A 26205-nucleotide genomic window follows, 5' to 3' on the forward strand; every position below is an offset into this window, starting at 1 on the left:
ATGACGAACCCGACTGCCGCGATGCTCGTGATCGGTGACGAGATCCTCTCCGGGCGCACGCGCGAGGCGAACGCCTACCACCTGGCCGGCCGGCTCGGCGAGGTCGGCATCGACTTGCGCGAGATCCGGGTCGTGCCCGACGACCACGGCGTCATCGTCGCCGCGCTTCGCGATCTCAGCGCCGCGCACACCCACGTCTTCACCTCCGGCGGCATCGGACCCACGCACGACGACATCACCGCGGACGCGGTCGCGGATGCGTTCGGCGTCGGCGCCGAGGTGCGCGACGACGCCCGCGCGGCACTGCAGGCGGCCGTCGGGCCCGGGCGCACGCTGACCGATGCGCACCTGCGGATGGCGCGCGTCCCGCACGGTGCGGAGCTCATCGACAACCGCATCAGCGGTGCACCGGGCTTCCGCATCGGCAACGTGCACGTCATGGCCGGCGTGCCCGCGATCTTCGTCGCGATGCTCGACGCGGTGCTGCCGCGGCTCGAGGCGGGACGGCCCGTCGTCTCCGAGGAGCTGCGCTTCGAGGTGGGGGAGGGCCGCATCGCCGATCCGTTGCGCGATCTCGCCGCCGCGATGCCGGAGCTCAGCATCGGCTCCTACCCGTTCCGCGACGGCGCCGTCTTCGGCACGAACATCGTCGTGCGCGGTACCGACCCGACGCTCGTGCGCGAGGCGATGGAGCGGCTGCGCGCGATCCACCGCGCCGTGGGCTGAGCGGCCCCGTAGTCTCGGCGCTATGAGGAACTGGCTCGTCGTCCCGGTGCTCCTGTTCGTGGAGGTGCCGCAATCGGCGATGCAGGCCGTCGCGATGCGGTGGCGCGCGCGACGGCCTGGAGGCGCCGGCTCCGTCCAGGGTTCCTAGTAGGACTCGACCGGCGCCCACGGCACGCCAGGCCCGCACGACGCATCCGTCCGCCGTGCTCAGCATGCTCGCGGGGGCTTCGCGAGAGGCTGGCGTGATGGATGCACTGGCGAGCAGAGCGCAGGACGGTCGTGATCGAGTGCGGGTGCGCGGTGCTCGAGAGCACAACCTGCGGAGCGTCGACCTCGACATCCCGCGGGACGCGCTCGTCGCGTTCACCGGCATCTCCGGGTCGGGCAAGAGCTCGCTCGCGTTCGGCACGATCTACGCCGAGTCGCAGCGCCGCTACTTCGAATCCGTCGCGCCCTACGCCCGCCGGCTGATGAGCCAGGTCGGGGTGCCCGACGTCGACGCGATCGACGGTCTGCCGCCGGCGGTCGCGCTGCCGCAGCAGCGCTCGGGCGGCTCGGCGCGCTCGACCGTCGGCAGCGCCACCTCGATCTCGAACGTCGTCCGCATGCTCTACTCGCGCGTCGGCACCTACCCGCCCGGCGCGCCGATGCTCTACGCGGAGGACTTCTCCACGAACACCGTGCAGGGCGCGTGCCCGACGTGCCACGGGCTCGGCCAGGTGCACGACGTGCCCGAGTCGCTCATGGTGCCCGACGCATCCCTCACGATCCGCGAGGGCGCGCTCGCCGCCTGGCCGACGGCGTGGCACGGCAAGCAGCTGCGCGACAGCCTCATCTCGCTCGGCTACGACATCGACGTGCCGTGGCGCGAGCTGCCGCGCGAGCAGCGCGACTGGGCGCTCTACACCGACGAGTCGCCACAGGTGCCGATCTACACCGACCGCGGCCCCGCCGAGGTGCGGCAGGCGATCGCCGACGGCACCCCGCCGCGCTACATGAGCACCTTCCAGGGCGTGCGCCGCTACGTGCTGAACACGTTCGCGGGCTCGAAGAGCGCACGGATGCGCGAGCGCGCCGCGTCGTTCATGGTGAGCGTCGCGTGCCCCGAGTGCGGCGGTCGCCGGCTGAAGGGGGAGGCGCTCGCGGTCACGTTCGAGGGGCTCGCCATCACGGAGCTCGCCGCGACGCCGCTTCGCGACGTCGCGGCCCTGCTGCAGGGCGTGCTCGAGCCGGGCTGGCGGCCGCGCGGGGGTGGCGACGAGCATCCCGAGCAGCTGCTCGCCGCTCGCCGCCTGGTCTCCGACCTGCTCGCCCGCCTCGCGCCCATCATCGACCTCGGGCTCGGCTCCCTCTCGCTCGACCGCACGACCGCATCCCTCTCCTCCGGTGAGCTGCAGCGCATGCGCCTCGCGACGCAAGTGCTGTCGCAGCTCTTCGGCGTCGTCTTCGTGCTCGACGAGCCCTCCGCCGGCCTGCACCCCGCCGACACCGAGTCGCTGCTGGGCATCCTCCGGCGGCTGCGCGACACCGGCAACTCCGTCTTCTTCGTCGAGCACTCGCTCGACGTCATCCGCGAGGCCGACTGGATCGTCGACATCGGCCCGGGCGCTGGCTCCGAGGGCGGCGAGGTCGTCTACTCCGGGCCGATCGACGGGCTCCGAGCAGCGGATGCGTCCGTCACCCGCCGCTACTTGTTCGACGCACCGACGCCGAGCAACGAACGGCGCGAGCGCCGGCAGGGCGATGGGGCGCTCGAGCTGAAGGGCGTCTCCCGGCACAACGTGCAGGACCTCTCGGTCGCGTTCCCGCTCGGCGCGCTCACCGCCGTCACCGGTGTCTCGGGCTCTGGGAAGTCGACGCTCGTCGTCCAGGCGCTCCCCGAGCTGCTGCGGGCGAGCCTCGCGAGCGAGGTGGACGATGCCGCGGTTCTCGACGAGAGCGCTCCCGTCGCCGACCCGCTCACGCAGCGCGGCGAGGCCGAGACGACCGGCAGCGCGCGCGGCCCAGCGGGGCGGCTGCGCCGCGTCGTGCAGGTGAGCCAGCGGCCGATCGGCCGCACCTCGCGCTCGAACGTCGCGACCTACACGGGGCTCTTCGACCGCGTCCGCGCCCTGTTCGCCGCGACCCCCGAGGCGCGGCGTCGCCGCTACGCCCCGAGCCGGTTCTCGTTCAACCTGCCCGCCGGGCGGTGCCCGACGTGCAAGGGCGAAGGGACGATGGAGGTCGAGCTGCTCTTCCTGCCGACGGTGCACGCGCCGTGCACGACGTGCGGCGGCACCCGCTACAACGCCGAGACGCTCGAGATCGGGCTCGATGGCCGCTCGATCGCGGATGTGCTGGCGATGAGCGTGCGCGACGCCCGCGCATCCCTCACCGACGACGCGGAGGTCAACCGGCACCTCGACGCGCTGCTCGACGTCGGGCTCGGCTACGTCGCCCTCGGCCAGCCCGCGACCCAGCTCTCCGGCGGCGAGGCGCAGCGCGTCAAGCTCGCCGCCGAGCTGCAGCGGGGCCAGCGCGGCGACACGCTCTACCTGCTCGACGAGCCGACCTCCGGGCTCCACGCGGCCGACGCCGACCGGCTCTTGCAGCACCTGCACCACCTCGTCGACGGCGGCAGCACCGTCATCATGGTCGAGCACGACATGCGCATCGTCGCCGAGGCCGACTGGGTGATCGACCTCGGTCCGGGGTCGGGGGATGCGGGCGGCCGGGTGGTCGCGGAGGGCACCCCAGAGCAGGTGGCGGCGAGCCGGACGAGCCGCACCGCGCCGTACCTCGCGGCGGCGCTGGCGCGCTGAGCGAGAGGGCGCTCAGGGTGCTGCGCGGCATCCGCGCAGCCTCGATCTCGCTCGCGAAGGCGGAGGAGCAGGCGACCTGCCGACGGGCGGTGGGTACCCCATCCGCCCGAGCAGCGGTCTCAGGCACCACTCGGTCCGCTCCCAGCGAGGCACGACATCATCGATCCCGGAACTCCTGGGGCGCCCGATGCCTTGGACGAAGGCCACGCGAATGCCCCTCCGCAGCGACTGCGAGAGGGGCTCTCGCCGTTCTGGGCAGCGTCAGCCGATGCCGACGCCGGCGCCGAAGGGCGGGTGGAGCGCCACCGCGACCGCGAGGGCGACGATAGCTGCCCCGATGGCGAGCAAACTCGGCGCCAGCGGCGGGCTCGTCGCGCCCCGCGCACGCCACGCCGCGAGCAGCGCGGCGACCACCGCGGGGATCGACCACGCGAGCAGCACCCAACCCAGCAGCCACGTCAGCTCGACCGGCGCCTGCGGCAGGAGGTCCATCACCGCCGCGACCTGCAGCGAGACCGCGCCGAGCGCCGCGAGCACCGCGGCGATGACCGCCGGCGCCCACGCGTCGTGGGTCGCGCCCGCCTTCAGCATGACGGGAGCGTAGCCGTCTCCTCGATCGCGCCGCCAGGGGCCGCGGCGTCACGGCTCGGAGCGCGTCTCGCCCTCGGGATCGGGGTCGACGACGGGCGTGACGAAGAGCTCGGCGATGCGATGCCGGTCGAGCGCCGTGACCTTCAGCACCGCGCCGTCGATCCCCACGACGTCGCCGACCTTCGCCAGGCGCCCGAGCCGCTCGAGCACGAAGCCGGCGACGGTGTCGGCGGAGCTGCTGGGCAGCCGCACGCCCGTCGCCTCCTCGAAGTCCTGGAAGTTGAGTCGGCCGTCGACCGTGCCGCCCTCCGTCGAGAGCTCGCTCGGCCCGGTCTCGGTGTCGTACTCGTCGAAGATCTCGCCGACGACCTCCTCGAGGAGATCCTCGAGCGTGACGATGCCGTCGGTGCCGCCGTACTCGTCGATGATGACCGCGATGTGGTGCCCCTCGGCCCGCATCGTCGCGAGCGTCGGCAGCACGCGGGCGGTCGCCGGGAAGTAGGGGATCGGTCGGCCGATGTCGTCGAGGGTCGCGGCCGAGCGGTCCTGGAGCGCGTCGAAGAGGTCACGCACGTGGACGAACGCGGTGATGTCGTCGATGCCGCGATCGATGAGCGGATAGCGCGAGTACGGCAGCTCGCGCACGGAGGCTGCTGCCTGCTCGATGGTCGCGGTGCCGTCGAGCGCGGCGACCTCGGGTCGCGGCCGCATGACCTCGCTGAGCTGGCGGTCGCGGAGCGACAGCACGTCGTCCAGGATCCGCCGCTCCTCGTCGGGGAAGCCGGCGTGGCTCGAGACCATGTCGCGCAGCTCCTCCTCCGTCATCTCCTCTCCCGTCTTGTGGGGATCGCCGCCGAGCAGGCGCACGATGAGGTTGGTCGAGACGGACAGGAACCAGATGACGGGCTTCATGACGATCGCGAAGCCGTTCAGGATGGGCGCGATCGCGTAGGCGAACGCCGTGTTGCGCTGGATCGCGAGGCGCTTGGGTGCGAGCTCGCCGAGCACGAGCGAGAGGTAGGCGATCGCGAGGGTGAGCACGAGGGTCGCGGCCGTGCCGGCGACCTGCTCGCTCAAGCCGAGCTGCGTCAGCAGCGGCGTGACGTACGGCGCGATCGACGAGGCGCCGAAGGCGGCCGAGGCGAAGCCCGCGACGGTGACGCCGATCTGGACCGCGGAGAGGAAGGTGTTGGGGTTGCGGGCGAGCGCCGCGACCTTCGCGCCGCGCTTGCCGCGAGCAGCGAGTGCGTTGATCTGACCCTCGCGAAGGGTGACGAGCGCCATCTCCGTGGCGGCGAACACGCCGCCGATCAGGACGAACGCCACGACGAGGGCGATGTTCGTCGCGAGATCCGCGCTCATCGGCGGAGCTCCGCGGACTGGGGCGCGCCCAGGGTCACCTGGGCGTTCGGACTATGACCGTCGGGGGCCTCCCGGCTCGCGTTGCGTCGCACGGAGACAGGCTACAACCCGCTGCTTTGCGCGGCCCCAGCGCGAGCGCGAGTCGCGCGCTCAGGCCTCGAGGCGGCGAGCGCAGTCGATGCACGTCGTCGCCTGGGGTCGCGCCTCGAGCCGCTCGGGCGCGATCGGCTCGCCGCAGACACTGCACAGCGAGTCCTCGCCTCGCTCGTGCCGGGCGCTCGCTTCGTCGATCGCGGCCAGTGCCTCGCGCTGCGTCTGCCGGAGCCCTTCGAGTCGCGACCACTCGGAGGAGAGGGAGACGCCGTCGGGGTCGTGCTCGTCGTCGTCGTTCAATCCCTCCCGCATCCGTCGCAGCTCCACGAGCTCGCGCTCGACCTCCTCGAGCCGCGCGAGCACCTCGCGGCGGCGCTCAGCGATGCTGTCGGCGCGCGATGGCTGCATGCGGGATCCCCTCCTCCAGACCGGGTCGTCGGGCCAGGCTAGCCGTGGCCGCTGACATCCCGGCGTGTCACTCGGGGCGGGGAGGGCGGCGGTTCTGCTTGGTCGCGGATCGCCGCAGCTTCGCCTCGACCCGGCGCCGCTGGGAGCCGCGCGTCGGGCGGGTCGCGCGGCGCGCCCGCTGCGGCACGACGGCGTCGCGGAGCAGGTCCGCGAGGCGGCGCCTGGCAGCCACGCGGTTGTCGAGCTGCGAGCGATGCTCCGAGGCGCTGATGGTGAGCACCGTGCCCGCGAGGCGCGGCGCGAGGCGGTCGAGCGCCCGGCGGCGCTGATCGTCGTCGAGTGCCGTGGTCGCCCCGAGGTCGAGGCTCAGCTGCACGCGGGAGTCGGCGGAGTTGACACCCTGCCCGCCGGGGCCCGACGACCGGGAGAACTGCTCGACGAGCTCGGTCGCGGGCACGCGCAGGCCACGCGGGGCGCCGGGGCCGGGCGGCACGAGCAGATCGTCCATGCCTCGAGTGTGCCCGGTCGCTCGTCGACGTGCCCGCGCGACCACTGTCGCGATCGACGATCGAGCCGGGCACCGATCAGCGGGTGCGCTGTCGGGCTCGCGATCACGATGGAGTGCGGAAGGAGGACCAGGATCGGCACGCTGAGCCGGCGGAGGCGCGTCGCAGCGGTGGTCCGCTCAGCACACAACCCATGCTCAGGTTCCGCCTGAGCGTCGAAGGGAGCACCCCCATGGACGTCACCATCGTCGACAGCGCCGCCCTGGCCCTCGTCGGCCACGCGGTCGAAGTGCCACTCATCCATCGCGGGGTGAACCCGCACATCCAGGCGCACATCGCCTCGCTCCCGCCCGAGGAGCACGTGCGGCTCAAGGGTCTCGGCGACGCCGAGCCAGGCGGGATCCTCGCCGTCATGGCGGACATCGAGCCCGACGCGCCGGAAGGCTCGCCACTGACCTACCTGCACGGCGTCGCGATGGGAGCCGGCTCCGAGGTTTCCGGCGACCTCGACGTCGTGCGGGTGGACGCCGGCACGTGGGCGGTCTTCCGCTCGAGCGGACCGTTCCCCGACGCGCTGCAGTCGATGATGGCCGCGACCGCGACCGACTGGTTCCCGTCGAACCCGTGGCGGCTGCGCCCCGGCCCATCGATCCTGCGGTACCTCGAGCTCACCCAGTCGCACGCGACGTGCGAGTACTGGCTGCCGATCGAGGCGGTGTGACACCGCCGCGCCGCACTGCTGCGGATCAGTAGCGCTCCGGCCATCCGTACGGATCACCGTCACCCAGCAGGTCGCTCGCGGCGTCGATCTCGGCCGCGACGCGTTGGCGGAATCGAGCGTCGATGCCGCGCCTGAGCAGCTCGCGACCGAGCTGCCGACGGACCGCTGCGAGCTCCATGTCGGCGCTCCTGGCGACGGCGACCGCGAACGCCAGCGCCAGGAGCTCGGCATCCTCCAGCGCTGGGATGCCTCGCTCGGCGCGCGCCGCCTCCGCCTCGCGCTGCGCCTCCCACGGCGATGGGAGGCGCTGCGCGAGTGCCGCGAGCCAGTCGTAGTCGCCGTTCGCGTCGAGCTGGCGCAGCCGCGGCAGCACGAGGTCGGCGGCCAGGTGCCGCTCGTCGGCGGGCAGCATGCGGTGCAGCTGGCCTCGCAGGCCCTGCTCGGTGCGACCGACGCGAGCGGCGATCTCGTCGAGCGAGCCGCCGTCGCGGATCGCGCGCATGACCGCGCGGTAGTCCTCCTCCGTCCACGGCTTGCCGTGGCGTCGCGGCAGCGGATCGCCTGGCAGGTGTGCGACGAGGTCGTCGCGCGTGATGTTCGTCATGTCCGGCACTGTGCCGGGTTCCACGAGCGCAGGAGCGAGCACCGGCGGTGCCTGTGGACGAGCGCCGGGTACCTGCGGCTGGGAGGATGGCGGGATGACCGCAACCCTCGTCGCGCAGGGGCTGGCCGGCGGCCACGGCCACCGCACGCTCTTCGACTCCCTCGACCTCACCGTCGCACCCGGCGATGTCGTCGGCGTGGTCGGGGCCAACGGCGCGGGGAAGTCGACGCTGCTGCGGATCCTCGCGGGCGTCGACGAGCCGCAGGCCGGCACCGTGTCGCTCGCGCCGGCCGACGCTTTCGTCGGCTGGCTGCCGCAGGAGCACGAGCGGGTCCCGGGCGAGACCGTCGTCGACTACATCGCGCGCCGCACCGGCTGCGCAGCCGCGACGCGCGAGATGGACGCTGCCGCGGAGGCGCTGGCCCATCCCTCTTCGGGTGACCCCTCGCTCGCGCCGGCCGGTACCGACCCGGCCGACACCTACGCATCCGCCCTCGAACGCTGGCTCGCGAGCGGCGCGGCCGATCTCGAGGAGCGCACGCCGATCGTGCTCGCAGACCTCGGCCTCGAGCTCGAGGGCCAGCCGATCGAGCAGGCACTCATGACCTCGCTCTCCGGCGGGCAGGCGGCGCGCGTCGGGCTCGCGGCGCTGCTGCTGAGCCGCTTCGACATCGTGCTGCTCGACGAGCCGACGAACGACCTCGACCTCGATGGGCTCGAGCGGCTCGAGTCGTTCGTGCGGGGGCTGCGCGGCGGCGTCGTGCTCGTGAGCCACGATCGCGAGTTCCTCGCGCGCTGCGTCACGCGCGTGCTCGAGCTCGACCTCGCGCAGTCGTCGAACCGCATCTACGGCGGCGGCTACGACTCGTACCTCGAGGAGCGGGCGACGCTCCGCCGGCACGCCCGGGAGCAGTACGAGGAGTTCGCCGACCAGAAGGCCGACCTCGTCGCCCGCGCGCGCCGGACGCGCGAGTGGTCGAGCCAGGGCGTGCGCAACGCCATGAAGAAGGCGCCCGACAACGACAAGAACCGCCGCCGCGCGATGACGGAGTCGAGCGAGAAGCAAGCGCAGAAGGTGCGGCAGATGGAGAGCCGCATCGCGCGGCTCGAGGAGGTCGAGGAGCCGCGCAAGGAGTGGCAGCTGCAGTTCGAGATCGGCGCTGCGCCGCGCTCGAGCACGGTCGTCGCGACCCTCAACGGCGCGGTCGTGCGGCAGGGCGCGTTCACGCTCGGGCCCGTGTCGCTGCAGGTGAACGCGGGGGAGCGGATCGGCATCACGGGGCCGAACGGCGCCGGCAAGTCGACGCTGCTGCGCGCGCTGCTCGGCCGCCGGGAGCCCGACGAGGGATCGGCGAGCCTCGGCTCGAGCGTGCAGGTGGGCGAGATCGACCAGGCGCGCTCGCTGCTCGCGGGCTCGCGACCACTGGCGGATGCGTTCGAGTCGCTCGTGCCGGAGCTGGCGTCGGGCGAGGTGCGCACCCTGCTCGCGAAGTTCGGGCTGCGCGCCGACCACGTCGGACGTCCCGTCGACGAGCTCTCGCCCGGCGAGCGCACGCGCGCCGCGATGGCGCTGCTGCAGGCGCGCGGCGTCAACCTGCTCGTGCTCGACGAGCCGACCAATCACCTCGACCTGCCCGCGATCGAGCAGCTCGAGCAGGCGCTCGAGACCTACGATGGCACGCTCTTGCTCGTGACGCACGACCGGCGGATGCTGGAATCCGTGCGCGTCGACCGTCGCTGGCATGTGGAAGCCGGACGCGTCGCTGAGCTCTGAGCGGAAGGGCGGCACATGCCGGTCGGAGACGTCGAACGAGCCGTCGCGGCCGCGGCCGCGGCTGACGGGATCGAGCTCGTGCCCATGCCGCGCGTTCCTTGGCTGACGACCCGCGGACACCTTGCCGTGTGGGGGATCTCGGAGGGCGTGCTCGACCGGCTCGCGGCGGCCTTCGCAGCGCTCGGCGGCGATGCCGACGCGCAGGCGGCGAAGCAGCTGCGCTCGCTGCCGAACGACCTCGTCCACCTGCCGACGCGGACGATGGTGGAGGTGGATGAGTTCCAGCACTTCACATCGTTCCGTCTGCAGACGCTGCAGCACGTGGACGGTCGCTCGACGATCGACCGCGCGAGCTACGCATCGCTGTGCGCTGCTTGGGCAGCGAAGGCGGATGCGTACCGCGCTTCGAAGGTCGCCAAGGGCTTCCCCGGCGCGTACTCGCGCGGGCGTCAGCGCGCGTACAACGACCTCCTGCGCGACTTGCTGGCTCCGGAGCACGGCTGGGGGCTCATCCGGGTGCCGGCAGCGGGAATCGACGGCGCCACGGCATACGAGCGAGCTCGAAAGGCCATGAGAGGAGTGCTACGCGAGCGACGGGACGGCTGACGGCGCCGTCGTCGGCCGTCTGGTGGCGAAGATCGCCGACTGACCCGCTGAACCGGACCCCTTCCGCCCAGTCGGACCCGACATATCGGGTCCCGTTCGGCGGAAGGGGTCCGCTGCGCTCGGCGCACGCGCGGCGAGATGGCGCGGAGCCCGCTCTCGGCCACGCGGCCTAGAGTGCCGCGCACGGCCCGCCGAGCGGCGGCGCCGCCAGAGAAGGAGGACACACCGATGAGCGACGCGACGATGCCCGAGCTGCGAGCGACCGGCCAGGAGCGCGAGACGATCGGCGCGACCGGCGACGCGCAGCAGGGCAACCTGCAGAAGGACCCCTCCGACTGGGTCAGCGGCGACGACCCGATGACCGAGGCGCAGCGCTCCTACCTCGACACGCTCGCGCGCCAGGCCGGCGAGGAGCTGCCCGCGGACCTGACGAAGGCCGAGGCGTCGGAGCACATCGAGCGCCTCCGCGACCAGCAGAGCGGCACCGGCTCAGCCTGAGCGAGCTGCGTCGCGCACGACGCGGTAGGTGACGTGCGCGACGAGCGGGTTCGCGCGCGCCGAGACCGTCTCGAGCCGCACATCGCCCGAGCGCACGAAGAGCCGCTCGCCGGCCCCGAGCACGATCGGCGCGACGTGCAGCCGCAGCTCGTCGATGAGTCCCGCCGCGAGGCACTGGTCGACCGTGCTCGCGCCGCCCGCGATCGAGATCGAGCGCTCGCCGGCCGCTTCGCGCGCTCGCGCGAACGCCGCCTCGACCCCGTCGGTGACGAAGTGGAAGACCGTGCCGCTCGCCATCCCGATCGGCTCCCGCGGGTGGTGGGTGAGCACGAACACCGGCGCGCGGTACGGCGGCTCCCGCCCCCACCAGCCGTCCCACGGCTCGTTCCACCGCCCGCGGATCGGCCCGAACATGTTGCGGCCCATGATGTAGGCGCCGTGCCCGAGGATCGCGTCGATCTCCTCGCGGTTCTCCTCAGGCGCCTCGAACATCCAGCGGTGCAGGTCCTCGCCGCCGACGCCGAGCGGCTCCTCGCGGCTCTGCGACGGCCCCGCGACGAAGCCGTCGACCGAGACGCCGATGTCGCAGCTGACGATCCCCATGGCGCCGCATCCTGCCGTGCCGGAACCCGGAGCACCACCCTCGATCGCAGTCGAGCGAGGGCTGGACGCGTCGGGCGGCGCGAGCGCGCCTGGCACTGCCCGATCCTGCCGTGAGGAGTAGCGTCGCGGCATGAGCGAGCAGCAGCCGGTCGTGCGGGTGTGGACCGGCGCCGTGCGCACGCAGGACCGCGAGGAGTACGTCGACTACGTCGAGCGCACCGGCATGGAGGCCTACCGCTCGACGCCCGGCAACCTCGACGCGTGGATCCTCACGCGCGACCTCGGCGACGGCCACACCGAGATCACGACCGTCTCGCGCTGGGAGTCGATGGCGGCGGTCATCGCGTTCGCGAGCGACGACCCAGAGCGCGCCGTCTACTACCCGGAGGACGACCGCTACCTGGTCGAGCGCGACGACCGCGTGCGGCACTACCTGCAGCGCGCCTGACGCAGCGCCGGGCACTGCGCCTCAGCGCACGCCCCACGCGTACGTCTGCTGCTGCAGCTTCAAGTACATGAGCGTGTCGGTCTCGCGCACGCCGTCGATCTGTCGGATGCGGTTGGAGACGAGATCGAGCAAGTGGGCGTCGCTCTCGCACACGACCTCGGCCAGCACGTCGTAGCTGCCCGCCGTGATGACGACGTAGTCGACCTCCGGCAGCGCCGCGAGCGCCTCCGCGACCGGCTCGAGCGCGCCGGAGGCGCGGATGCCGATCATCGCCTGGCGCGCGAAGCCGAGCTGCATCGGGTCGGTGACGGCCACGATCTGCATGACCCCCGCATCCGTCAACCGCTTCACGCGGTTGCGCACCGCGGTCTCGCTCAGGCCGACGGCGTGCCCGATCGCCGCGTACGAGGCACGGCCGTCGCGCTGCAGCTCGGCGATGATCGCCTTGTCGTGGCTGTCGGGCAGGCTCACAGGTGCGACCACGCCTCCGAGAGCACGCTCCGCAGGATCTGCCCCATCTCGTCGAAGTGCGACCGATCGCAGATGAGCGGGGGAGAGAGCTGGATGACGGGGTCGCCGCGGTCGTCGGCCCGGCAGTAGAGCCCGGCGTCGAACAGCGCCGTCGAGAGGAAGCCGCGCAGCAGCCGCTCCGCCTCGTCGTCGTCGAAGGTCTCGCGCGACTCCTTGTCCTTCACGAGCTCGATGCCGTAGAAGTAGCCGTCGCCGCGCACGTCGCCGACGATGGGCAGGTCGGTGAGGCCTTCGAGCGTCGCGCGGAACGCGCCCTCGTTCGCCCGCACGTGCTCGAGCACGCCCTCGCGCTCGAACGCCTCGAGGTTCGCGAGGCCGACCGCGGTCGCGACCGGGTGGCCGCCGAACGTGTAGCCGTGCGCGAACATCGCGCCCGGCTCGGCGAAGGGCTCGAAGAGCCGGTCGCTCGCGATCATCGCGCCGAGCGGCGCGTAGCCAGACGTGAGCCCCTTCGCGCACGTGATGATGTCGGGCTGGTAGCCGTAGCGCTCGGCGCCGAACATCGTGCCGAGCCGGCCGAACGCGCAGATCACCTCGTCCGAGACGAGCAGCACGTCGTACTGATCGCAGATCTCGCGCACGCGCTGGAAGTAGCCCGGCGGCGGCGGGAAGCAGCCGCCCGAGTTCTGCACCGGCTCGAGGAAGACCGCCGCGACCGTCTCGGGCCCCTCCTGCTCGATCGCGACCGCGATCTGGTCGGCCGCCCAGCGGCCGAACGCCTCGGGGTCGTCGCGGTGCACGGGCGCGCGGTAGATGTTCGTGCTCGGCACGCGGAACGTCGAGGGCACGAGCGGCTCGAACATCTGCTTGAGGCCCGGGAGCCCCGTGATCGACAGCGCCCCGTGCGTCGTGCCGTGGTAGGCGATCGCGCGGCTGATGACCTTGTGCTTCTGCGGCTTGCCCGTCAGGCGGAAGTAGTTCTTCGCGAGCTTCCACGCGCTCTCGACCGCCTCGCCGCCGCCGGAGGTGAAGAAGACTCGGTTGAGGTCGCCGGGCGTGAGCGACGCGAGCTTGTCGGCGAGCTCGATCGCGCTCGGGTGCGCGTACGACCAGACGGGGAAGAAGGCGAGCGTCTCCGCTTGCTTCGCCGCGACCGCCGCGAGGTCGGCGCGGCCGTGCCCGAGCTGGTTGACGAACAGGCCGGCGAGCCCGTCGAGGTAGCGCTTGCCGCGGTCGTCCCAGATGTAGGCGCCCTCCCCGCGCACGATGACGGGCGCCCGGTCGGCGTCCGCCATCCGGGTGAAGTGCATCCACAGGTGGTCGGCGGGCGTGCTCATGCGTGTCGGTCCTTCGTCGGTGTCGAGTCGGTGTCGGTGTCGGTCGGGGTGAGCGGATGCGTCGGGACGGGGGAGCGGATGCGTCGCGTCACTCGAGCGCGGGCACGCACAGCACCGGGCGGGTGCTCAGGTGCAGCAGCTTGTGCGGCGTCGAGCCGAGGATCGCGCCGCGCATGGGGCTCTCGCCCCACGTGCCGACGACGATGAGTCGCGCGTCGTGCCGCTCGGCGGCGTCGAGGAGGGCAGGGGCCGGGCGCTCCGAGACCAGCTCGACCACCGCATCCACCCCCGCCGCCCTCGCCTCGGCGAGGGCGTGGCCGGCGGCCTCGTTGCCCGCTTGCCGCAGCGCCGCCTCGTGGCTGCGCGCCTCCTCGCCGAGCGATCCGGGCGGCGCGGTGCCGTAGACGATCACGAGCCGCTCGCCGAAGCGGCGCGCGATGTCGATCGCGACGGGCAGCGCGGCGCGCGCGCCGGGCGACTCGTCGTAGCCGAGCGCGATCGTCATGCGTCCGTCCCCTCCCTGCGGCCCGTCGTCGCGTCGATGCGCACGATGGGCTGCTCGGCCGTGCTCGGCCGCTCCGCCCAGAAGCGGCGGTCGCGGAAGTACCAGACGATCATGAGCACGATGCCGGTGAGGAAGATGCCCACGCCGATCACGAGGGGCGGGCCGACGCCGAACCACGGCGTCTCGGTGTAGGAGTTCTCGGGGTTGCCGTAGTCGATGATCGCGGCGACGAGCAGCCAGAGGAGCATGAGCGAGCCGAGTACGGGCCCGACGCCGATGAGCAGGAAGCTCTTGGCGCTGCGCGTGAGCCGCTTGCGGAAGTAGACGGCGCACGCGATGCCGGTGAGCGCGTAGTAGAAGGCGATGAGGAGGCCGAGCGCCGTGAGCGTGTCCCACAGCGCCGTCTCGCTCAGCAGGCCCACGACGAGGTAGTAGGCGATCGCGATGCCCGCGACCCACCACGTCGAGACGTCGGGGGTGCGGAAGCGGGGGTGGATGTGCCCGAAGGTCTTGGGCAGCGCGCCGCGACGGGCCATGCTGAGGCCGGTGCGCGAAGCGGGGATGATCGTCGTCTGGGTCGAGGCGATCGCGGAGGTGGCGACCGAGAGCATCACGACCCACGCCCACGGGCCCATGGTCTCGCTCGCGAGCACCTGGAAGATCGCGTCCTCCTCGTCGGCGTTCTCGGCGAGGAACGCGTCGCCGGCGAGCGCGACGACCGCGATCGTCACCGAGAGGTAGGTCGCGAGCAGCACGATCGTCGACCAGATGGCGGCCTTGCCGGGTGCTTGCGACGAGTTGGTCGTCTCCTCGGTGAGGTTGACGGCCGACTCCCAGCCCCAGTAGGCGAAGACGCCGAGCAGCAGGCCGGCGGTCACGCCCTCCCAGCCGCCGCCGAAGGGGTTGAGCCACTCCCACGACGGCGTGAGCGAGTCGAACGGCGAGTTGCCCGAGAACACGAGCGCGAACGCGACGACCGCGAACGCGAGGAGCGAGAGCACCTGGAAGACGATCAGCACGTTCTGCAGCCGGGCAGAGATCTCGGTGCCCCAGACGCAGATCGCCGTCATCACGAGGATGAGCACGACGGTCAGCACGCGGATGAGCACCGGGTCGTAGGCGGCGTCCTCGAGGCCGAACGTGAGCAGCGAGTAGCGCACGCCGACCTCGGCGAGCGAGCCGACGATGAGCACGCCGGTCATGGCGATCGCCCAGCCGCCGATCCAGCCGAGCCACGGTCCCATCGCTCGCGTGACCCACGAGAAGGTCGTGCCGCAGTCCTGGTCGACGGTGTTCAAGTAGTAGAAGGCGGATGCGATGAGCAGCATCGGGATGAAGCTCGCGAGCATGATGCCCGGGGCGTGCACGCCGCTGAAGAGCACGAGCCCGCCGATGATCGCCGCGATCGTGTAGGCGGGGGAGGTCGACGCGAGGCCGATGACCATGGCGTCGAAGAAGCCGATGGCGTTCGGCTTCAGCCCCGACTGCGGAGCGGGCGGCCGCGCCGCGATGGTGTCTTCGCTCACTGGTGCTCCTCGTCGCGCTTTCGGCGGATACCGTGGTCATCACCCGCCATGGGTGACGCATCCGCTGCTTCTGCTGCCAGACGATACTGATTCCGTCGCCGCTGCGCTACAGTCTGGGCCAGCCGGCATCCGTGTGCGACGCCGGTCGGAGGGGTGAGTCCATGCGGATCCTGCTGATCGGAGCCGGAGGGGTCGGCGGCGCGTTCGCGGCGATCGCCGCCCGGCGCGACTTCTTCGAGGCCCTCGTGATCGCCGACTACGACGCGTCGCGCGCGGAGCGCGCCGCCGCGGCCGACGCGCGCTTCACGGCCGCGCAAGTGGACGCATCCGACCCCGAGTCCGTCGCGGCGCTCTGCCGGGAGCACCGCATCACGCACGTGATGAACGCGGTCGATCCGCGCTTCGTGATGCCGATCTTCGACGGCGCGCTCGCCGCCGGCGCCGACTACCTCGACATGGCGATGAGCCTCTCGAAGCGCCACCCGGAGGACCCGTACCGGAAGGTCGGGCTCAAGCTCGGCGACGAGCAGTTCGCGAAGTCGGGGGAGTGGGAGGCGGCCGGGCGGCTCGCGCTCGTCGGGATCGGCGTCGAGCCGGGGCTCTCGAACGTGCTCGCCCGCTACGCGGCCGACGAGCTCTTCGACCACATCGACGAGCTCGGCACGCGCGACGGCGCGAACCTCGCGGTGCACGACGAGCACGGGAACGAGATCTTCGCGCCCTCGTTCTCGATCTGGACGACGATCGAGGAGTGCCTCAACCCGCCGGTCATCTGGGAGCGCTCGCGGCAGGAGGTCGACGGCGGCTGGTACACGACCGAGCCGTTCAGCGAGCCGGAGGTGTTCGACTTCCCCGAGGGCATCGGGCCGGTCGAGTGCGTCAACGTCGAGCACGAGGAGGTGCTCATGATGCCGCGCTGGCTCGAGGCCGACCGCGTCACCTTCAAGTACGGGCTCGGCGAGGAGTTCATCGGCGTGCTGCGCACCCTCAACACGCTCGGGCTCGACCGCACCGACAAGGTGAAGGTCGGTGGCGTCGAGGTGAGCCCGCGCGACGTCGTCGCCGCGGTGCTGCCCGACCCGGCGACGATCGGCCCGATCATGACGGGCAAGACGTGCGCGGGCGTGTGGGTGCGCGGCACCGGCAAGGACGGGCAGCCGCGCTCGACGTACCTCTACCACGTGGTCGACAACGAGTGGTCGATGGCCGAGTACGGCCACCAGTGCGTCGTCTGGCAGACGGCGATCAACCCGGTGATCGCGCTCGAGCTGCTCGCGCGCGGCGAGTGGTCGGGCGCCGGCGTGCTCGGCCCGGAGACGATGCCGCCCAAGCCGTTCCTCGACCTGCTCGGCGAGTACGGCTCGCCGTGGGCCCAGATGGAGGTCGCGGCGAAGGCGTGACGCTCAGCCGCCGAGCGGCAGCCGCGCGACCGTCTCGTGCAGCGGCCGCCTGCCCTGGCCGAGCAGCTGTGAATCGATGAGCTCTACCTCGTCGACCCTCCAGCGGCGCGAGCGATAGGTGTCGAGCACGCGCAGCCAGCGCAGGGCGCTGCGATCGCGCGGCGGGCGCGCGAGCGTCACGTGCGGCGTGAAGCGCTTGCCGTCCGGCGGCGCGCCCGCGGCGTTCGCGCCGTCACGCACGCGGCGGGCGAGCCGCTCGAGCTCGTCGCCGCCCTCGCCGACGCCGAGCCAGAGCACGGCCGGCCGATCGGGGTGCGGGAACGCGCCTGCGCCCGCGAGCGAGCACTCGAACGGCAGGGCGCCGGCCACCGCGCTCGCGAGCCGCTCCTCGAGGGGCTCGAGGATGCGCTCCGGCACGTCGGCGAGGAACGCGAGCGTGAGATGCATGCGGTCCGGCGGCGTCCAGCGCAGCCCTTCGCGCACGTCGAGGAACTCGGCGAGATCCTCCCGCACGTCCTCGGGCGGCACGACCGCCGCGAACATCCGCCGACCCATCCGCCCACCGTAGGGCGCTCGGCCGAGCATCGCGTGTGCGCCGATCGGCCCCTTCAGCGGGGAGCGAGCTGCTTGCGCATCACGACGCGCGGCAACCCGCCCGAGACGGCGCCTGCGAGCACCGCGTGCGAGATGCCGCGCCCGCGGTGCCCCGGCCGCACGCGGATGCACCAGATCGACCAGACCGGCTGGTCGTCGACGTGCGGGATCCTCCGCGAGCGCGCGAACGGCAGCTGCGCGCGCGGCGCGAGCGCCGCCCATCCGACGACTTCGTCGCCGTCGTAGCCGAGCACGCCCGGCGCGATCGGCTCGCGCGTGAGCGGCTCGACGTAGGCGCCGCGCTCGACGCCGTGCAGCGACGTGCTCGTCTTCGCGTCGATGCGGTGGCTGAGGCACCAGCAGACGGATGCGTCGGGGCGCTTCGGGCCGATGATGGCCGCGAGGTCGTCGAAGCGGTCGTGCGTCGCGGGATGCACGACGATCCCGTTCGTGCTCGCGCGCGCCATGCCGTCATCGCTCCGGCGGTGCGAGCTCGTCGAGGCTCGAGAGCCGGTCGGCCGCGCGGTCGGCACGCTCGGCCTCGGTCAGCTCCCACCACGCGGTGCCGCGCTCGCCGAGGCCCTCCTTCGCGAGCTGCACGCTATCGCGCACGCGCCTCCGGCTCGCCTCATCCGGCGCGCTCCGCACGGCAGAGCGCGCACGCCCGAGGTGCGAGCGCAGCCGCTTCGCGACGTCGGGGTCGAGCGACGGATCCTCCGCGCGCCACCGCCGGCCGTCGACGATGATCCAGCGGCCGTCGTCGGTGCGCTCCGGCGCCGTCACCGGCGACCGCGCCGAGCGGTCGAGCGGTGCTCGATCGGGATGTGCCGCGCCTTCGTCGGCACCGGATCGAGCCCGACGCGCACGGTGAGCACGCCGTCCTCGTAGACGGCGGTGATGTCGTCGTCGTTCGCCCCCTGCGGCAGGCGCACCGCGCGGGCGAGCGCGCCATAGCGGAACTCCGAGCGCTGCTTCTCGCGCTTGTCGGGATGCCGCTCGGCGTGGATCGTCAGCGTGCCGTGCGCGACGCTCACGTCGATGTCGCGCTCGGGGTCGAGCCCCGGCAGCTCCGCATGCACGATGAACTCGTCGTCGTGCACGAGCTCCTCGACGCGGATGCCCGGCAGGGGACCGCGGCCATCCCACCCGCCCAGCAGGGCGAACGCATCCACCCACTCCGTGAACGGCGGGAACACCGGGTACTTGCGCGCGGCTTCCGTGCTCATGGCTGCTCCCTCCGTCGCGTCGGTCGCGTGCCTCGTGTCTACTCCGCTTCTGTCGCGGTCTCAATGGGGGCGGATGCGTCGGGTCACGCCACGGTGGCGGCTCGAGGTGCGCGCGTGGTTCGATCGAGCCATGAGCGACAGCGAATCCCGAGTGGTGAGTGCGAGCCGCGTGATCGCTGCCCCCGCCGACGTCATCTTCGAGGAGATCGCCGACCCGTCGCGGCAGCCCGCGTGGGACGGCAACGACAACCTCGGGTCGGCCGCCGAGGGGCAGCGGGTGCGCACCGTGGGCGAGGTGTTCTCGATGACGCTCGGCAGCGGCGCGGTGCGCGAGAACCACGTGGTCGAGTTCGAGGAGGGCAGCCGCATCGCGTGGAAGCCCGCCGAGGAGGGCAAGCCGCCGATCGGGCAGCTGTGGCGGTGGGAGCTCGAGCCTGCCGACGGCGGCACGCGCGTCACTCACACCTACGACTGGACGCAGCTGCACGACGAGTCGCGCCTCGACCGCGCGCGGCGCACGCGCGAGGAGCAGCTGCTCGCCTCGATCGATCGCCTGAAGGCGCTGCTCGAGGGTTGACCTCCGGGCGATCCCGCCCGCTGCCCTTCGACGCGGTGTGCGCCCAGCGCGGCGCCTGCCGAGTTCTCCACAGCCCCCTCGATCCTCGAACAGAGTTTCGAGTCGCTCGGTAGAATCGTGGGACAGCGATGGCGTCGGTGCGGTCGCGTTGGAGGGTCGTGATGGACGGGCAGCAGCGGCAGGGCAGGTCGCCCGAGGCGGCTGGTCTGCGCGAGCGGCTGGCCGCGGTGCAGGCGGATGTCGAGGCGATCCTGGCCGCGTTCGATTCCATGGGCGATGTCGAGCGGTGGGATGCGTTCGCCGCCGTCGGCGAGCTGGCCCGGCTGGCCGATGGGGCGCTGGTGCGGGTGGCGGGGGTGGTGGAGCGGTCGGTGCCGGCGATGGATGCGCCGAACCAGGCGCGCACGTTCGGGTACCACTCCACGAAGACCGCGCTGCGCCACGAGGCGGGCGTCTCGGCCTCGCGGGCGAAGGCGATCCTGCAGCTCGCCCGGGCGTCGACGCCGCGGGTGGGTTCGACCGGCCTGCCGCTGGAGCCGCTCTACCCGCACGTCGCCGGGGCGCTGGAGGACGGGTCGATCGCGATCGACCAGGGCCGGGCGATCGTGGAGGTGCTGGAGTCCGCCGGCGGCCGCGCCGACCCCGACGCGCGGCTCGCGGCGGAGGAGGACCTGGTGGGCGCGGCGGTGGGGGAGCAGCGTCCGGGTGAGCGCGGCTACGACGACGCGGTCCCCACCCCGCCGGAGCTGCTCGCGGTCACGGCGAGGCAGTGGGTCTCCGCGCTCGATCCGGACGGGGCGGAGCCGCGCGAGGATCGGCTGGTCGCGGAGCGGGAGTTCACGCTCGCGCAGTGCGCGGACGGGGTGTTCCGCGGCCGGGTGGCGTTCCCGCCGGTGGAGGGGGCGGAGGTGATGGCGGTGCTGGCCGCCTACGACTCGCCCCGCACCGGGGACGGGTTCGAGAACCCCGACGCGCCGGGCGATGATGAGCGCACGGACGCGCAGCGGCACGCGGACGTGCTGGTGGGCCTGTTCCGCGCCCACGCCCGCTCGGGCGAGCCGCCCCGGCCCGGCGGCGACGCGCCGACGCTGCTGGTCGCGATCACCCAGGCGGAGCTCGACAAGCACGCCGAGGGGAAGCCGGCGACGTGCGACATCGTCGAGACCGGCGAGACCGTCCCGGCCGGGCTCGCGGCCCGGATCGTCTGCGACGGGTTCGTGCAGGCCGCGCTCGTCGACGGCGACGGCCACGTCTTGAAGCTCGGCCGCCGCAAGCGGCTGTTCTCCCTCTGGCAGCGGATCGCGATCATGCTCCGCGACCGCCACTGCCAGGGGCCCGACTGCCGCATCCCCGCCTCCTGGGGCGACGTGCACCACGTGCTGCGCTGGGCCGACGGCGGCCCGACCGACACCGACAACGGCATTCTGCTGTGCCCGACGTGCCATCGCGAGGTCCACAGCGGCAGACTCCGCATCGACAGGATCGGCACCCGCTGGCGCGTCACCCGCACACTCCAGCCACCCATCCGCAGACCCCGACGACGCCAGCGCGGATCGATCACGGGACGGTTCGGAGCGGCTGTCGCACGGCTCAGCTCGGGATCCGAGCGGATCCGAGGCTCGACCTAGTAGCATTGGCACGGCGACAGCGCCGGTCACCGCCGGAGCCGCGAAGCGGTTCCGCCCGTGCACCGCAGCCGCAGCCGCCGGCTCGATGAGTCACGCACCGATCTGTCGGTGCTCGTCGAAGCCCGTCAACCCGGGGCCCGCACCGCCGGCCCCGCCTCGAACGGAGGACACGTGGCAGACGCCGCAACCATCGATGCGACCGATACGGACGCATCCCAAGCTGAGCTCGACGCGCTGGTCGTCGACGAGGCGGCCGCGGAGCGGCCCGCCACCCGAGAGCGCGACGCGCTCATCCCGCAGCTCGCCCGCGCCGTGCGACAGGTCGAGGCCGGCGTCAAGCGCGGCTCGGCTTCACGCTCGACGCGCGTGAAGCTCCAGGTCGTCGCCATGCTCGCGCGCGAGGAGCGCGCCCGCGTGCGCGCCGACAAGAACCTCACCGACGCGCAGCGCGCCGAGGACCTCAAGCGCCTCGACGGCATCGCCGTCATCCTCGCGAAGGCCGCGAGCCGCGAGCCCACGCTGCTGCCGCTGCTCGGCGACGGGGCCCCGATCACCGACGCCGTGCGCGAGCGCAAGCGCGAGATGCTGCAGGCGGCGGGCATCGAGGAGGCTCCCGAGCCGCAGTCGGCTCCCGAGCCCGAGAGCACCGAGCCGCAGGCGCCGCAGGTCGTGCCGCCGTCCGTGCGCCGCGTGGCGCTCGCCAACCCCTTCCTCGAGCCCGACCTCACGCACGTGCGGCGCAAGCCCGAGCGCGACCGCCTCGCGGGCTTCGACCTGCTCTCGCCGCTCTACCTCTCGTTCGAGGTCGCGGCCGACGGCCGACCGGCGTGCATGCCGCTGCCCGAGCCGAAGCGGCACATCGCGCCGGGCGGCAAGGAGCTCATGCATCACCAGGCCGAGCTCGTGCAGGCCGCTCGCGACGGGCACCGCACGTTCCTGCTCGCCGACGAGCCGGGCCTCGGCAAGACGGCGCAAGCGCTGCTCGCGGCTCAGGCTGCCGACGCGTTCCCCCTCCTCGTCGTCGCGCCGAGCGTCGTGAAGATCAACTGGGCGCGCGAGACGGAGCGCTGGCTGCCCGGCCGCCGCGCCGCGGTGCTGCAGGGCGACGGCGACACGCTCGACGCCTTCGCCGACGTCGTCATCGTCAACTACGAGGTGCTCGACCGCCACATCGGCTGGCTCGAGACGTTCGGCTTCCGCGGCATGGTCGTCGACGAGGCGCACTTCATCAAGAACACGCGCTCGAAGCGATCGCGCCATGTGCTGCAGATCGCCGCGGCCCTGCGCGAGCGCATCGGCAACCCGCTGCTCATGGCGCTCACCGGCACGCCGCTCATCAACGACATCGAGGACTTCGGGGCCATCTGGCGCTTCCTCGGCTGGATCGACCACAAGGAGCCGAACGCCGAGCTCACCGACGACCTCGAGGAGATCGGGCTCACGCCGATGGACCGGGCGTTCTACCCGGCCGCCCGGCGCGCCGTGATCGACATGGGCATCGTGCGGCGACGCAAGATCGACGTCGCCTCCGACATCCCCGCCCGTCGCATCGCCGACATCCCCGTCGAGCTCGACGAGGCATCCGTGCGCTCGATCCGCACCGCCGAGCGCGAGCTCGTCGAGCGCATGCTGCGCCGCTACGACGCCGCGATGGAGCAGCGCTCCGTCGACGCGCGCGACGACAGCCGGGTCGACGACGAGCTCGTGCGGCGCATCGCTCGCAGCGAGGTGGAGTCGCAAGAGGGCGGCACGGGCGAGAACGTCTTCGCGCTCGCGCGCCGCATCGGCCGCGCGAAGGCGCCGCTCGCCGCTGACTACGCGGCACAGCTCGCGCACTCGGTCGGCAAGGTGGTCTTCTTCGCCAAGCACATCGATGTCCTCGACGCCGCTGAGCAGACGCTCGCGAAGGCCGGCATCAAGACCGTCTCGATCCGCGGCGACCAGTCGCCCACGCAGCGGCAGGCCGCGATCGACGCCTTCACGAACGACGAGTCGGTGCAGGTCATCGTCTGCTCGCTCATGGCTGCGGGCGTCGGCGTCAACCTGCAGGCCGCGGCCGACATGGTGCTCGCAGAGCTCTCGTGGACCGACGCCGAGCAGACGCAGGCGATCGACCGCATCCACCGCATCGGCCAGTCGATGCCGGTGACCGTGTGGCGCATCCTCGCGGCGCAGACGATCGACACGCGCATCGCCGAGCTGCTCGACACGAAGGCGGGCATGGTCGGTCGTGCGATCGACGGCGCCGTCGGCGACGAGCCGACGAGCACCGACCTGCGCCTCGAGGCGGTCGCGGGCATGCTGCACGACGCGGTCGCCGCGCGCAGCGGGCGCTGACCGGAGGGTGGTCGACGCGATCTTCAGCGAGCCGCGCCTCGCCGCCGTCTACGACGCGCTCGACCCCGACCGCTCCGACCTCGAGGTCTACGAGCGGATCGTCGTCGACGAGCTCGGCGCCCGATCGGTGCTCGACATCGGCTGCGGCACCGGCACCTTCGCGCTCATGCTCGCTGCGAGGGGGCTCGCGGTGACGGGCGTCGACCCCGCGAGCGCGTCGATCGACGTCGCGCGGGCGAAGCTGGGGGCGGATGCGGTGCGCTGGCTCGAAGGGACGCTCGACGCCGTCGAGGCGGATGCGTCGACCGGCTCGGGCTTCGACGTCGCGACGATGACGGCGAACGTCGCGCAGGTGTTCGTCGATGAGCGCGACTGGGCCTCGACCCTCGGCGCTGCGCGGCGGCTGCTGCGGCCGGGCGGGACGCTCGTGCTCGAGTCGCGGCGGCCGGAGCGCCGCGCGTGGCTCGAGTGGACGCCGGTGGCGTCGCGGCGGGTCGTCGACGTGCCGCACGAGGGGCCCGTCGAGGACTGGGTCGAGCTGCTCGACGTCGACGAGCAGGCACCCGGCGGCACGCTCGTGACGTTCCGGTCGCCGACCGTCTTCCATCGCGACGGTGTGCGCATCGACTCGGAGTCGACGCTGCGGTTCCGCTCGCGGGAGGCGATCGAGTCGTCGCTCGAGACCGCTGGCTTCGAGCTCGCCGACGTGCGCGATGCGCCCGACCGCCCGGGCCGCGAGTGGGTCTTCCTCGCGCGCCGCGCCGACTGACACCGCCGCAGGGGCGACTCAGCGAGCGGGCTGGTCCTCGAGGCTCAGCTCGCGGGCGCGCTCGAGCGCCTGCAGGAAGACCTCCGGCGGCTGTGCACCCGAGAGCGCGAGGCGCATGTCGAAGACGAAGAACGGCACGCCGTTCACGCCGATCTCCCTCGCCTGCTGGATGTCGGCGCGCACCGCCGGCAGGTGGCGCTCGTCGGCGAGCGCCGCCCGGATCTCCTCCGCGTCGAGCCCCGCGGCGGTGCCGATCCCGACGAGCGTCTCGACGTCGCCGATGTCGATGCCGCGCTCGAAGTGGGCCGACAGCAGGCCGTCCTTCACCGCATCCGCCGTCTTCGCGTCCTTCGCCTTCGCCAGGTGCAGCAGCTGGTGCGCGCGCAGGCTGTTGGCGACGACGAGCGCGTCGAAGTCAAACTGCAGGCCCTCGCCGGAGGCCTGCTCGGCGACGTGCCCGATCATCTGCCGCACCTGCTCGACCGGCATGCCCTTCACGCGCGAGAGGTACTCGACCTCGCCGCCGTCGTAGCGCTCGGGGAGCGTCGGGTCGAGCTGGTACGAGTGCCAGGTGACCTCGACCTCATCGCCGTGCTCCCAGGCGCCGAGCGCCCGCTCGAACCGCCGCTTGCCGATGAAGCACCACGGGCACGCCACGTCTGACCAGATGTCTACCTGCATGCTCGGGTCAACGCCCGTCCCGCGCGGCTATTCCGCGCGGACCTACGCGGGCAGCTCGTCGATGAGCGCGTCGGCCTCCGGGTCGTCCCAGTCGTCGAGGTCGTAGTCGTCGTCATCGTCGTCGGCGGCGGTCGTCGCGACCGGGTCATCCTCGACCGCGGCGTCATCGTCGCCGAGCCACGCGTCGGCGGCCGCCTCGAGGTCGTCGTCCTCGTCGTCGTCGAGGTCGTCGTCGTCGCGCTCGTCGTCCTCGGCGAGTTCGTCGCGCAGCCACTGCGCGAGCTCGCCGTCGGCCTCGGCGTCGACCATCTCCTCGACGCTCTCCTCGTCGAGCGGCAGGATCGCCGCGACCCGGTCGCCGTCGCGCGCGACGATCGTGTCGGGCTCGCCGTCCTCACCGGGCACTCGCTCGACCGACTCGTGCCAGCCCGCGAGGATGTCCTCGACGTGCGCCGCGAGCCGCTCGCGGTCCTCGTGCCACTCGTTCATCGCGCCTCCTCCGGCTCGTCCTGCCGATGCGTGGGCCTCCCAGTCTGCACCCGGCGCAAGCGACGCGCCTGCAGGAAGTAGTCGATCCCCGCGACGATGTGCAGCCCGACGCCGACGAGCATGAGCGTCATGCCGAGCGCCGTCGTCGCCGGCAGCACGGTGTGCCCGAGCAGCACCACGACGATCGCGGTCAGCAGCACCGCCGTGCGCACCTTGCCGAGCCACGAGACGTGGATGCTGCCGTCGCGCGCGGCCTTGCCGGCGGAGACGACCGACAGCACGTCGACGGTGAAGATGACGACGAGGATCCACCAGTCGACCGCGCCGCCGATCGCGAGCGCGAGCGTGACGCCGACGATGCCGATGCGGTCGGCGATCGGGTCCATGACCTCGCCGAGCCGCGACGTCTGGTCGAGCGCCCGCGCGAGCACGCCGTCGATCCAGTCGGTCGCGGCCCAGACGGCGAGCAGCACGACCGGCAGCCACGACCCTGGCGCGCCCGCGACGATGAGCCAGCAGACCGGCACGAGCAGCAGCAGCCGGGCGACGGTGAAGACGTTCGGCACCGTCAGCACGCGCGTGAAGTACGGATCGGCCGGATCGCGGTCACGAGCCGAGACGAGGCGCATGCCCTCTTGATAGCACAGCGCCCCCGGCCCGGTCAGGTCGCGCGCGCGTCCCCCGGCGGGTCGCGAAGCCGACCGCGATGCCCACGAGCGCGCCGACGACCGACTCGACGAGCGACGGACGAGCCGAGCTCGACCGCGGCGATCAGGACGCCCGCGGCGGTCGACGACGAGAGGAACGTGCGCCGGAGCTCTGCGCTCGCGCGGGTCGAGCGGGACGTCCCCTTGACCGTCGTCCCGGCCGTGGCTACCGTGAACGCCGTTCGCGCGTCGCGCGCGTGCCGATGAGCGGAGCGGT

28 protein-coding genes and 1 pseudogene are annotated in these 26205 nt (G+C 72.6%); 12 read left to right on the forward strand and 17 right to left on the reverse strand.

The genetic code is table 11. The features are described 5' to 3' along the window. Together ACP7BI_RS07005 and ACP7BI_RS07010 are read left to right on the forward strand one after the other, a co-directional pair. Positions 1–726: a competence/damage-inducible protein A gene (locus ACP7BI_RS07005; protein WP_425844655.1), complete on the forward strand. Its 726-nt coding sequence runs from the start codon at positions 1–3 to the stop codon at positions 724–726. 245 nt (positions 727–971) lie between these two features. Beyond that, the gene (locus ACP7BI_RS07010; RefSeq protein WP_425844657.1) at positions 972–3527 is read left to right on the forward strand and encodes an excinuclease ABC subunit A; all 2556 of its coding nucleotides are present in this window, start codon (positions 972–974) and stop codon (positions 3525–3527) included. A gap of 261 nt (positions 3528–3788) precedes the next feature. Here the strand turns inward: ACP7BI_RS07010 and ACP7BI_RS07015 are convergent, their stop codons facing one another. The 4 genes from ACP7BI_RS07015 to arfB all read right to left on the reverse strand — a co-directional run bounded on the left by ACP7BI_RS07015 (position 3789) and on the right by arfB (position 6489). After that, complete coding sequence (locus ACP7BI_RS07015) at positions 3789–4118, reverse strand: hypothetical protein (protein ID WP_425844659.1); 330 nt, start codon at positions 4116–4118, stop codon at positions 3789–3791. 48 nt (positions 4119–4166) lie between these two features. After that, the gene (locus ACP7BI_RS07020) at positions 4167–5480 is read right to left on the reverse strand and encodes a hemolysin family protein (RefSeq protein ID WP_425844661.1); all 1314 of its coding nucleotides are present in this window, start codon (positions 5478–5480) and stop codon (positions 4167–4169) included. 150 nt (positions 5481–5630) lie between these two features. Then, positions 5631–5981 carry a TraR/DksA family transcriptional regulator gene (locus tag ACP7BI_RS07025; RefSeq protein ID WP_425844663.1) on the reverse strand — a complete coding sequence of 117 codons (351 nt, stop codon included), beginning with the start codon at positions 5979–5981 and terminating at the stop codon, positions 5631–5633. A 67-nt stretch (positions 5982–6048) separates the two neighbouring features. Continuing rightward, complete coding sequence (gene arfB / locus ACP7BI_RS07030) at positions 6049–6489, reverse strand: alternative ribosome rescue aminoacyl-tRNA hydrolase ArfB (RefSeq protein ID WP_425844665.1); 441 nt, start codon at positions 6487–6489, stop codon at positions 6049–6051. A gap of 146 nt (positions 6490–6635) precedes the next feature. Here arfB and ACP7BI_RS07035 point away from each other — a divergent pair. Further along, a pseudogene (locus tag ACP7BI_RS07035) lies at positions 6636–7208 on the forward strand (GyrI-like domain-containing protein); the annotation flags it as partial. Positions 7209–7233: 25 nt separating this feature from the next. On the opposite strand, the gene ACP7BI_RS07040 reads toward ACP7BI_RS07035, so the two are convergent. After that, a complete protein-coding gene (locus ACP7BI_RS07040) occupies positions 7234–7812 on the reverse strand; it encodes a hypothetical protein (protein ID WP_425844666.1) in 579 nt (192 codons plus the stop codon). A 94-nt stretch (positions 7813–7906) separates the two neighbouring features. Here ACP7BI_RS07040 and ACP7BI_RS07045 point away from each other — a divergent pair, with 94 nt between their 5' ends. From ACP7BI_RS07045 to ACP7BI_RS07055, 3 genes are all read left to right on the forward strand, one after another. Further along, positions 7907–9586, forward strand: a complete 1680-nt coding sequence (locus tag ACP7BI_RS07045; RefSeq protein ID WP_425844667.1) for an ABC-F family ATP-binding cassette domain-containing protein — start codon at positions 7907–7909, stop codon at positions 9584–9586. A gap of 15 nt (positions 9587–9601) precedes the next feature. After that, a complete protein-coding gene (locus ACP7BI_RS07050; RefSeq protein ID WP_425844668.1) occupies positions 9602–10192 on the forward strand; it encodes a hypothetical protein in 591 nt (196 codons plus the stop codon). Between the two features lie 228 nt (positions 10193–10420). Continuing rightward, positions 10421–10690: a DUF3072 domain-containing protein gene (locus ACP7BI_RS07055; protein WP_425844669.1), complete on the forward strand. Its 270-nt coding sequence runs from the start codon at positions 10421–10423 to the stop codon at positions 10688–10690. Here the strand turns inward: ACP7BI_RS07055 and ACP7BI_RS07060 are convergent. Then, positions 10682–11293 (reverse strand): dihydrofolate reductase family protein, encoded by a 612-nt coding sequence (locus ACP7BI_RS07060; protein ID WP_425844670.1) that lies wholly within the window; start codon positions 11291–11293, stop codon positions 10682–10684. The genes ACP7BI_RS07055 and ACP7BI_RS07060 overlap by 9 nt on opposite strands. 130 nt (positions 11294–11423) lie before the next feature. Here ACP7BI_RS07060 and ACP7BI_RS07065 point away from each other — a divergent pair, with 130 nt between their 5' ends. Further along, a complete protein-coding gene (locus ACP7BI_RS07065) occupies positions 11424–11741 on the forward strand; it encodes a hypothetical protein (protein ID WP_425844672.1) in 318 nt (105 codons plus the stop codon). A gap of 21 nt (positions 11742–11762) precedes the next feature. Here ACP7BI_RS07065 and ACP7BI_RS07070 read toward each other — a convergent pair whose 3' ends face one another. From ACP7BI_RS07070 to ACP7BI_RS07085, 4 genes are all read right to left on the reverse strand, one after another. After that, on the reverse strand, positions 11763–12224 hold the full coding sequence (locus tag ACP7BI_RS07070) for an Lrp/AsnC family transcriptional regulator (protein WP_425844673.1): 462 nt from the start codon (positions 12222–12224) through the stop codon (positions 11763–11765). Then, positions 12209–13549 carry an aspartate aminotransferase family protein gene (locus ACP7BI_RS07075; protein WP_425844675.1) on the reverse strand — a complete coding sequence of 447 codons (1341 nt, stop codon included), beginning with the start codon at positions 13547–13549 and terminating at the stop codon, positions 12209–12211. Before ACP7BI_RS07075 ends, ACP7BI_RS07070 begins: the two co-directional genes overlap by 16 nt. Before the next feature lie 88 nt (positions 13550–13637). Beyond that, positions 13638–14054 carry a universal stress protein gene (locus ACP7BI_RS07080; protein WP_425844677.1) on the reverse strand — a complete coding sequence of 139 codons (417 nt, stop codon included), beginning with the start codon at positions 14052–14054 and terminating at the stop codon, positions 13638–13640. After that, positions 14051–15580, reverse strand: coding sequence for an APC family permease (locus tag ACP7BI_RS07085; RefSeq protein WP_425844678.1), 1530 nt, complete (start codon positions 15578–15580; stop codon positions 14051–14053). The genes ACP7BI_RS07080 and ACP7BI_RS07085 overlap by 4 nt, the downstream gene beginning before the upstream one ends. 161 nt (positions 15581–15741) lie before the next feature. On the opposite strand from ACP7BI_RS07085, the gene ACP7BI_RS07090 reads away from it, so the two are divergent. Beyond that, on the forward strand, positions 15742–16980 hold the full coding sequence (locus tag ACP7BI_RS07090; RefSeq protein ID WP_425844679.1) for a saccharopine dehydrogenase family protein: 1239 nt from the start codon (positions 15742–15744) through the stop codon (positions 16978–16980). Positions 16981–16983: 3 nt separating this feature from the next. Here ACP7BI_RS07090 and thpR read toward each other — a convergent pair whose 3' ends face one another. Genes thpR through ACP7BI_RS07110 form a run of 4 tightly spaced genes read right to left on the reverse strand, consistent with a single transcriptional unit; the run spans position 16984 to position 18800 of the window. Beyond that, the gene (gene thpR / locus ACP7BI_RS07095; protein WP_425844680.1) at positions 16984–17535 is read right to left on the reverse strand and encodes an RNA 2',3'-cyclic phosphodiesterase; all 552 of its coding nucleotides are present in this window, start codon (positions 17533–17535) and stop codon (positions 16984–16986) included. A gap of 53 nt (positions 17536–17588) precedes the next feature. Next, on the reverse strand, positions 17589–18041 hold the full coding sequence (locus tag ACP7BI_RS07100; protein ID WP_425844681.1) for a GNAT family N-acetyltransferase: 453 nt from the start codon (positions 18039–18041) through the stop codon (positions 17589–17591). A 4-nt stretch (positions 18042–18045) separates the two neighbouring features. Then, positions 18046–18357: a biopolymer transporter Tol gene (locus tag ACP7BI_RS07105; RefSeq protein WP_425844682.1), complete on the reverse strand. Its 312-nt coding sequence runs from the start codon at positions 18355–18357 to the stop codon at positions 18046–18048. After that, entirely contained in the window at positions 18354–18800 is a 447-nt protein-coding gene (locus tag ACP7BI_RS07110; protein WP_425844684.1) for an Hsp20/alpha crystallin family protein, read from the reverse strand. The genes ACP7BI_RS07105 and ACP7BI_RS07110 overlap by 4 nt, the downstream gene beginning before the upstream one ends. A gap of 130 nt (positions 18801–18930) precedes the next feature. Here ACP7BI_RS07110 and ACP7BI_RS07115 point away from each other — a divergent pair, with 130 nt between their 5' ends. The 4 genes from ACP7BI_RS07115 (at position 18931) to ACP7BI_RS07130 (ending at position 24111) form a co-directional block, all read left to right on the forward strand. Beyond that, positions 18931–19377, forward strand: coding sequence for an SRPBCC family protein (locus ACP7BI_RS07115; RefSeq protein WP_425844685.1), 447 nt, complete (start codon positions 18931–18933; stop codon positions 19375–19377). Between the two features lie 161 nt (positions 19378–19538). Next, positions 19539–21005, forward strand: a complete 1467-nt coding sequence (locus ACP7BI_RS07120) for a DUF222 domain-containing protein (RefSeq protein ID WP_425844687.1) — start codon at positions 19539–19541, stop codon at positions 21003–21005. 171 nt (positions 21006–21176) lie between these two features. Then, positions 21177–23342 carry a DEAD/DEAH box helicase gene (locus tag ACP7BI_RS07125; protein ID WP_425844689.1) on the forward strand — a complete coding sequence of 722 codons (2166 nt, stop codon included), beginning with the start codon at positions 21177–21179 and terminating at the stop codon, positions 23340–23342. Positions 23343–23349: 7 nt separating this feature from the next. Continuing rightward, complete coding sequence (locus ACP7BI_RS07130) at positions 23350–24111, forward strand: class I SAM-dependent methyltransferase (protein WP_425844690.1); 762 nt, start codon at positions 23350–23352, stop codon at positions 24109–24111. Positions 24112–24129: 18 nt separating this feature from the next. On the opposite strand, the gene ACP7BI_RS07135 is transcribed toward ACP7BI_RS07130, so the two are convergent. From ACP7BI_RS07135 to ACP7BI_RS07145, 3 genes are read right to left on the reverse strand one after another with little or no spacing between them, the layout of a single operon-like run. Then, positions 24130–24792, reverse strand: coding sequence for a DsbA family oxidoreductase (locus tag ACP7BI_RS07135; RefSeq protein WP_425844692.1), 663 nt, complete (start codon positions 24790–24792; stop codon positions 24130–24132). Between the two features lie 42 nt (positions 24793–24834). Next, entirely contained in the window at positions 24835–25281 is a 447-nt protein-coding gene (locus ACP7BI_RS07140; protein ID WP_425844693.1) for a hypothetical protein, read from the reverse strand. Then, a complete protein-coding gene (locus ACP7BI_RS07145; RefSeq protein ID WP_425844694.1) occupies positions 25278–25910 on the reverse strand; it encodes a CDP-alcohol phosphatidyltransferase family protein in 633 nt (210 codons plus the stop codon). The genes ACP7BI_RS07140 and ACP7BI_RS07145 overlap by 4 nt, the downstream gene beginning before the upstream one ends. Between the last annotated feature and the right edge of the window lie 295 nt (positions 25911–26205).

The organism is Agrococcus sp. TSP3-2-1, from assembly GCF_049897585.1.
In the GTDB taxonomy this organism is placed as follows: Bacteria; Actinomycetota; Actinomycetes; order Actinomycetales; family Microbacteriaceae; genus Agrococcus.